7 protein-coding genes are annotated in these 7,034 nt (G+C 67.5%); 3 read left to right on the top strand and 4 right to left on the bottom strand.

Going from position 1 to position 7,034, the window contains the following annotated elements; all coding sequences use genetic code 11:
- The 3 genes from QZT59_RS09905 to QZT59_RS09895 all read right to left on the bottom strand — a co-directional run.
- Window positions 1-600, bottom strand: a 600-nt coding sequence (locus tag QZT59_RS09905) for a twin-arginine translocation signal domain-containing protein (protein WP_290815025.1), incomplete at its 3' end; no start/stop codon positions are given.
- A 218-nt stretch (window positions 601-818) separates the two neighbouring features.
- A complete protein-coding gene (locus QZT59_RS09900; RefSeq protein ID WP_290815022.1) occupies window positions 819-1,688 on the bottom strand; it encodes a class I SAM-dependent methyltransferase in 870 nt (289 codons plus the stop codon).
- A gap of 84 nt (window positions 1,689-1,772) precedes the next feature.
- Window positions 1,773-2,141, bottom strand: a complete 369-nt coding sequence (locus tag QZT59_RS09895) for a hypothetical protein (RefSeq protein WP_290815019.1) — start codon at window positions 2,139-2,141, stop codon at window positions 1,773-1,775.
- Window positions 2,142-2,348: 207 nt separating this feature from the next.
- Between QZT59_RS09895 and QZT59_RS09890 the strand changes: the two genes are divergently transcribed.
- On the top strand, window positions 2,349-3,239 hold the full coding sequence (locus QZT59_RS09890) for a universal stress protein (RefSeq protein WP_290815016.1): 891 nt from the start codon (window positions 2,349-2,351) through the stop codon (window positions 3,237-3,239).
- A 54-nt stretch (window positions 3,240-3,293) separates the two neighbouring features.
- Here the strand turns inward: QZT59_RS09890 and QZT59_RS09885 are convergent, their stop codons facing one another.
- On the bottom strand, window positions 3,294-4,730 hold the full coding sequence (locus QZT59_RS09885; RefSeq protein WP_290815013.1) for a hypothetical protein: 1,437 nt from the start codon (window positions 4,728-4,730) through the stop codon (window positions 3,294-3,296).
- Between the two features lie 175 nt (window positions 4,731-4,905).
- Between QZT59_RS09885 and QZT59_RS09880 the strand changes: the two genes are divergently transcribed.
- Entirely contained in the window at window positions 4,906-5,751 is an 846-nt protein-coding gene (locus QZT59_RS09880; RefSeq protein ID WP_290815011.1) for a hypothetical protein, read from the top strand.
- A gap of 102 nt (window positions 5,752-5,853) precedes the next feature.
- A complete protein-coding gene (locus tag QZT59_RS09875; RefSeq protein ID WP_290815008.1) occupies window positions 5,854-6,978 on the top strand; it encodes a hypothetical protein in 1,125 nt (374 codons plus the stop codon).
- The last annotated feature ends 56 nt before the right edge of the window (window positions 6,979-7,034 follow it).

Genomic DNA, 7,034 nt, shown 5'->3' with positions numbered 1-7,034 from the left:
TTCGTCGTCCATCTCTTCGTCGTCGTTTTCGTCGTCCATCTCTTCGTCGTCTTCGTCGTCCTCGGCCTCTCCCATTTCGATGTCGCCGACCATCGTTCCCTCGTGCGGCTGGCAGACGTAGGTCGCCATCTCGTCGCTCGCCTCGAATTCGAGCCACTGGTCGTCGTCGGGATCCTCCGTGATGTCGGTTTCGAGGTCGTCGACGACCTCGTCGTCGTCGTCACGGATTTCGATGTTATGCTGGGCGCCGTCACCCTCCGTCCAGCCGATTTCGTACTCCTCACCCTCCTCGAGGATCAACGTCGGGTTCTCCTCACCTTCGATCTCGTCGGGAGCGATACCGACCCAACCGGGGGTTTGTCCGTCGAACTCGATTTCGGTGCCTGGTTCGATCTCGAATCCGTTCTCGTCGTCGTCAGGATCGTCGTCGGGCTCGTCGTCCGGATCGTCATCGGGCTCGTCGTCTACGGGATCGTCGTCCACATCATCGTCCTCTTCCGGACCTTCGTCGTCGGGACAGCCGGCGAGCAGGGCCGCAGCGGCGGTGACTCCGGTGAGTTTCAGGGCGCGTCGTCTCGTCGTTGGAATGTCTCGGCTCATTGAGTGCATCCTACACTCTCTGGCCCAATAACTCCCCTCTTTTGATATATTATACGTTTTCTCGTTACATTCATCGACCTATTAACGAGAATTTCATAATAACCGATTACAGGTTAGCGAAGACGTCGGTCCATCTCGGTGCCGGGACGGTATCGGTGGGCTAACGGTTCGACCTCGCGGGAATCCCGTCCGCAGAGAGCTGTCGAGTTCGAACGGAGTCACCGCTCCAGCGTCACCAGGACGTGCCGGAGCGCGGGCAACGCCCGATGGGCCGCCCGGACCTGTGCGGTGACGACGGGCGGTTCGAGGCCCGCCAGTTGGAGGAGTCGACGGAACGCCGGTCCCGACGGCCCGTCCGCGAGGGCGAGAAAGAGCCGAGACCACTTCCGGAACCCGCCGACGCTGTGGGCCGTCAGATCCTCCACGTCGCGGATCCGAAGCGCCGTCCCCTCGATCGTCCGCGCGTACGTCGAGAACGGCACCGGCGACGGCATGTCCCAGGCCCGCCCGAATCGTTCCAGCGCGGCCCGGTCGACGTCCGCCTCGTCGGCGGCGACGAGGTCCGAGACGACGGCGCTGCCACCGGCGTCGAGGACCCGGGAGAGCTCCGCGTACGTCGCGTCTTTGTCCGGGACGTAGACCACCGCGTCGATCGAGACGGCCGCCGCGACCGAGTCGTCGCGAAACGGCAGCGCCGTCGCGTCGCCGACGACGAATTCGGGCGGCCGCGCCGCGTCGGCCACGTTCGCCCGCGCCATCCGCACGTTGTACGGGACGAGGTCGACGCCGACGGCCTCGAAGCCGTGCGCCGACGCCGCGTACGCGGTTGGAACCCCGCGGCCGCAACCGACGTCGAGCAGGCGCTCCTCTGCCGGCTTCGGCCGGAGCGACGCCGCCCGATCGACGACGCGCTCGACGAGGCGCGCCTGCGGGTCGCCCAGCAAGTGGGTCCGGAACGGGCCCGAGTATCCCAGATTCAGAAACGAGTCCGTCTCCAGAACGTACTCGAAACCCCGCCAGATGTCGGCGCGTTCGCTGTCGTCGGTGAACTGTTCGACGATCCGCTCGGTGAGGTCACGCGAGCTCATGCGGGACGTACCGGCCACCAGCGACGCCGTCCAAACGACCACCAGCGACGCCGTCCGCCGTTCGCGACCGGATCGCGTCGTCGATCACAGGTCCGAGACCTCTGAGTAACAGAACTTCGAGTCGTCGCAGTACGACAGGTTCGTACAACACCGCGGACGTTCGTAATCGATGTCCCGATGCCAGCGCAGGAAGGTCACGTAGCCGTCGTCGACGCGATCTAACTTCTCGTGACAGAGCCACTTTCGCCCGAACCGGTTCGCCGCGAGATTCCGATACGGACAGAGAAAGATCGTCCGCTCTCGGTCGTCGACGCGGGGCGTCTCGACGATCTCGACGCCGACGAGCTGGTACGCGACCCGGAGCCGTCGGACCACGGACTCGGGCGACCTGGCCCCGAGAAAGAGCACGTGCGCGATAACGTAGCCGAACCAGTGGAGGACCTTCTCTATCATCGGTTCGGTCAACGGACTCGGCCCCAATGACTGTTTTCCCGTCCGACGTGTCGTGAAACTCGTCCGAGCCGCTCGCACCAGACCGTTGACGGGGATCGGGGCGAGGGACGGCTCTCGCGATCGTCCGCCAGCACGACCCCGTCGTTTATCATCCATCGGAACGGTATCTCGACGTACCCGAATCGTTACCACGCGGGGGTACTCACCATGCCAGCTCACGTCCTCGTCGCGTTCGACGGCGCACCGCAATCCGAATCGGCCCTGCTGTACGCGTTCGACGCCTTTCCCGACGCGTCGATCACGGTCATCACCGTCGCCGACGTCCTCGGCGATCCGACCATCGACGACGACCCGCTCGCCGTCCAACGCGACGAACTGGAGGCGCGCTGCGAATCCGTTCTGGCCGAGGCCGAATCGCTCGCCGCGGACCGCGGGAGGGAAATCGAAACGGCGGTGCGACTCGGCGTTCCGCACCGCGATATCGTCGAGCACGCCGCCGAGTCGGACGTCGATCACGTCGTGCTGGGCGGGCACGGTCGCACGTCCGTCGATCATCCCTTCCTCGGCAGCGTCAGCGAAGCGGTCGTCAGGCGTGCTCCCGTCGCGACGACGCTCGTCCCGCTCGATCCCGAGAGCTACCGGGAGCTGGATCTGGACGGCTCCGTCCTCGTCCCCGTGGACGGATCGCCGGCGGCGACGGGAGCGCTCGAGTACGCCGTCTCGACGTTTCCGAGCGCGGACCCGACCGCGCTTCACGTCGTCGGCCTCCCGTTCGAGTACAGCGCGAGCGAGCTCGAGGACTCGCCGTTCAAGCGGATCCTCGCCGGGCTCACCGAGCGAGGTGAGGCGGTACTCGAGTCCACCGTCGACGAAGCCGCCGTCGGGAACGCGACCGTCGAGACCGCCCTCACGTACGGAAAGCCGCCGCAGTCCATCGTCGACTACGCGCTCGACTACGCGTTCGATCAGGTCGTGATGGGGATCCACGGACGGCCGAGCCGTCGACGGATCCTGACCGGGAGCGTGGCAGAGACGGTCGCCAGACGCGCGGAGTTCCCGGTGACGTTCGTCCGCCGACCGTCGGACCGTAACGACTGACCTATCGCGGTCGTCGATCCGGTATCGAGTTCGAAACCCCGCGTTACGCACCCGTCAGTGCGATCTGGGTCGCGCACCGTCGCTCCAGTCGACTGCGGCGTCGCCGACGCCGTCGCGAGCGAGCCGGTCGAAGCGACCGAACGCCATCGGCGAGGGGATCGGATGGCGTGCGTCGATCGTCTCGGGAAGGTCGGCGTGGTACCGCACGTGCGTCTCGACGTCGAACGGAAAGGCCGCCTCGTCCACGCCGACGAAGCCGCCGCGATCGCGGGCGGCGGCCAGCGCGGACCTCCAGCGGTCGATCGACGCCAGCCCGGCCGATTCGAGGCCGTGAGCGAACAGCGTCGCCCAGATCTCGTCGTACGGCTCGGTGGAGCGAAGGTAGGACTCGAGGTGCTCGACGTCGGGGCGCGTGTTGAACGCGGCCCAGTACGGAACCGAACCCGTCCGCTGGGTCCACCACGGTTCGACCAGGGCGAACGACTGGACGAACAGTCGATCCGTCGGTCGATTGTAATCCGCGTACCGGCGTCTGTATAACTCCGCGACGAACGGGCTGAGATCCCGGGGATCCTCGAACGACAGCCGCCGAACGTCGTAATCGCGCTCTGTCGCGACGCGTTCGACGTCCGTCCGGAGGGCGGGGTCGAATCCCCACTCCGCCTCGGGGATCCGACCGTTGGGTTCCGGAACGTCCCACGACCGGGCGTCGGCGCCCTGCGAGGCGAGAAAGCGGGCCACCCGATCGCTTCCACGATAGTACTCCTCGGGATCGAGGCCGCCGAGGCCGCCGAGCTGGAAGCTGTGGTGGGGTCCGAGGTCGATCGCCGGCCAATCGTACTCACACTCCAGCAGGACGACCGACCCGCCGGGTTCGAGCACCGTTTCGAGGAACGACTCGTAGGCGTCGCCGAGCGTGCGACACTTCGTTCGGAAGTACGCCAGTTTCTGGACCATCAACCGATCCTGGTTCGGATCGTGCATCTGGTGGAGCGAAACGTCGGGGTTGGCCTGGAGGAACGGACCGGCGTGTCGCGTCCCCCACGAGATGTCCTCGCGGATCGCGTCAGCCTCCATCGACCGCTTGATCGGCACGAGAAACGTCTGCGGGAGGAACGGAACGCCCAGCAGCGTCGCCAGGTGGACGCCGGCGCCGTTGCTCGACCCGACGATCACCGCCGGATAGCCCCGCTCCGGGTACTGATCGACGACCCACTTCCTGAACCGCTCGACGTCCAGATTCCCCAGGTCGCCTGGGTCGATGCCCTCGTTGGCACCGCCGCTCGCGTAGAGACCCGTCCGGAAGCGTCGCGGGAGGTGGTTCAGTCGCTTCGCGACGGGTCGCAACTGGGGGCGGAGCATTCCCAGATCGGGAAACGCCTCGCCCCGCAAGTAGCTCGCCGTCGCCCTGACGAACACGGTCGTGGAGTCGAAGTTGGGCAATCCGTCGGGGGTCGTCCGGTCGCCCGCGAGGATGCTCGAAACGCGCATCGATCGATCACCGTCCGTCCGGGTTCGAGATCGAGAACCCGGAATCGTCGTTCGAAGCCGGCGTGGTTCCCATCGACGGTCCGCTACCACGGTGGGACACGTAATACCCGGGCCGGCGAGCGTTCGTGCGCCGGTCGAACCTTCAACCGTCCGGGTACCGTAGGTTCCGGCATCGATGACGGACGACCAACGAGAGTCGACGGACCCGGCGACCGTTGATGCGCTCGACTCGTCGGAACTTCCGGCGGACGTCCCGGACGAGTTCGCGGCCGTCCCGACCGGGACGGAAGGCGCGGTGGCCACGATCAGGGAGCGAGCCAGAGACGGGTCGCTCGCGGCGGTCGGGGCCGTCGGAACCCTCCTGGGAGCGGTTCGCGCGACGGGCCGGTCTCGGGCCGTGCTCGGCGTTTTCGGCGCCGCACTTGCCGGACTGGCGATCACGCAGCGTCGATCCGACGAACCGTCCCTGCTCGAGTCCGACGAACCGGACGATGACGGCGCCGGCCCGGAAACCGTCGACGTAGAATTCACCGACGATCGACGGGAGCCGCGCACGAAACCGAACGCCGACGGGGACGTCGACGATCCGCGACGCAACGACGACGGGGAGGACGTCACCGTTGACGTCTCGGACGTCGCGACGGCCGACGAAGTCGGCGAGGCCGTCGGCCCCGACCCGGAGCAGGCCCAGCCGACCCACGCCCAGGGAACGGAACCCGACGGTACGCCGGACGAAGATATCGACGCTTCGCCCGCGGATGCGACGCGCTCGGTTTCGGGCGACGGCGAAGCGTTCGAGAAGGGATTTGAGAGCGAATTCGAGGCCGACGACGAGGACGGGACGGGTGCGGCCGACGAGGTCGAGACAGGTGCGGTGGACGAGGGCCGGACGGACGGCGACGACGGGGCCGGGGCGAGCACGGCAGTCGACGGCGACGAGGCCGAGGCGGACGCTGCAGACGAGAGCGAAGAGGACGGGACTGGCACGGCTGATGACAGCGACGACGATGATGAACGCTGACCCCGTCGTCCGTCGACTCCCGCGGCGTGATCTCTCGAGCGAGGGTGGTGCGTTCGGGGCGACGTGATCGATCCGACGAGGTCGAGCGGTCGCGCCCGGGCGGTGAGGCTACCGACCGTCACACCGGGGTTCGGCGTAGACGGTCTGGACGCGCGGTACTACGGTCGCGAACTCTGGCGGCGCCTCCGTCACTACGCTCGCATCCGGGCGCTCGGGTATCCGAACCGCGGAAGCCTCTCCGACGCGGCGGAGTCGATCCTCGCGGCCCGCGCCGAATCCGGCTTCGCGTCTGGCGGACACTTCCGGGGCGTCTGGCCGCGGGATCTCTGTTTCGCCGCCGCCGGATTCCGGGCCGCGGGGTACGTCGACGCCCTCCGCGCGGCGGGCGGCGGACTCGCCGAAATCTTGCTGGCGGGTGACGTCTTCTACACCGACGTCCACGACGGAGACGCGGCGGCGGCACCGGCTGAGGGCGTCGACACCTTCCCAGCTCTGGTGATCCTTCTCGCCAGGTGCGATGGGCTAACGGAACGCGCCGAGGCGATCGCGACGCTCGCTCGCCGACACCGCCGACGGTTCTTCGACGACGACCTGGCGCTCGTAACGGGTTCCGGGAGTTCCTGGTGGGACTCGGCGGCTGCACCCCGGGAGACGTACAACACGGCGATGTTGCTGGCGGCGATCGAGCGCCTCGACGATGCGGGGATCGAGACGCCGTACGCGGGTCTCGCCGACGAGGTGCGTGACGGCATGCTGACGCACCTCTGGTCCTCGGGGCGGTTTCTGGAGCACAGGGCGTCGTCGACGCTCGGCTGCGACGCCAACGTCGTTCCGCTGTACTTCGAACTGATCGATCGCGATCGTGCGAGATCGATCGTGGACGCGGTCGAACGCCTCGCGACGCCCAACGGGCTCCGCTTGCGAGCGCGGCCGTTCGCCCGCAGCGACGTTCGACCACACTTCCTGTTGCACCGCGATTACCACTACCACGTCTGGCCGTGGAACAGCTACATGTACGTGAACGGCGCGCGAGGGTACGGATTCGACGAAGCCGCGCGCCAGGAGCGTGAACGCGTCGACGCCGCCCAGCGCGAGTACGGAACGTTCCTCGAGGTGATCGCCCTCGACGGGACGCCGTACGTGAAACGCGGCTACGCCAGCGCGTCGGACTTCACCGTTGCAGCCGCGCTGTGGACGGAGGCACGCGAGCGGCGTCGATCCGGCTGATGGGCCGCGGGAACGGTCGACGGGCCGCGGGAACGGTCGACGGGCCGCGGGAACGG

Source organism: Halovivax sp., assembly GCA_007119345.1.
GTDB lineage: Archaea > Halobacteriota > Halobacteria > Halobacteriales > Natrialbaceae > Halovivax.
This window is presented reverse-complemented; position numbering and strand designations above follow the sequence as displayed.

What these genes read in the sequence shown, in the direction of transcription:
- QZT59_RS09885 (WP_290815013.1), bottom strand. Translation starts at nt 4,730, where the DNA reads ATGCGCGTTTCGAGCATCCTCGCGGGCGACCGGACGACCCCCGACGGA.
- QZT59_RS09880 (WP_290815011.1), top strand. Translation starts at nt 4,906, where the DNA reads ATGACGGACGACCAACGAGAGTCGACGGACCCGGCGACCGTTGATGCG.
- QZT59_RS09895 (WP_290815019.1), bottom strand. Translation starts at nt 2,141, where the DNA reads ATGATAGAGAAGGTCCTCCACTGGTTCGGCTACGTTATCGCGCACGTG.
- QZT59_RS09900 (WP_290815022.1), bottom strand. Translation starts at nt 1,688, where the DNA reads ATGAGCTCGCGTGACCTCACCGAGCGGATCGTCGAACAGTTCACCGAC.
- QZT59_RS09890 (WP_290815016.1), top strand. Translation starts at nt 2,349, where the DNA reads ATGCCAGCTCACGTCCTCGTCGCGTTCGACGGCGCACCGCAATCCGAA.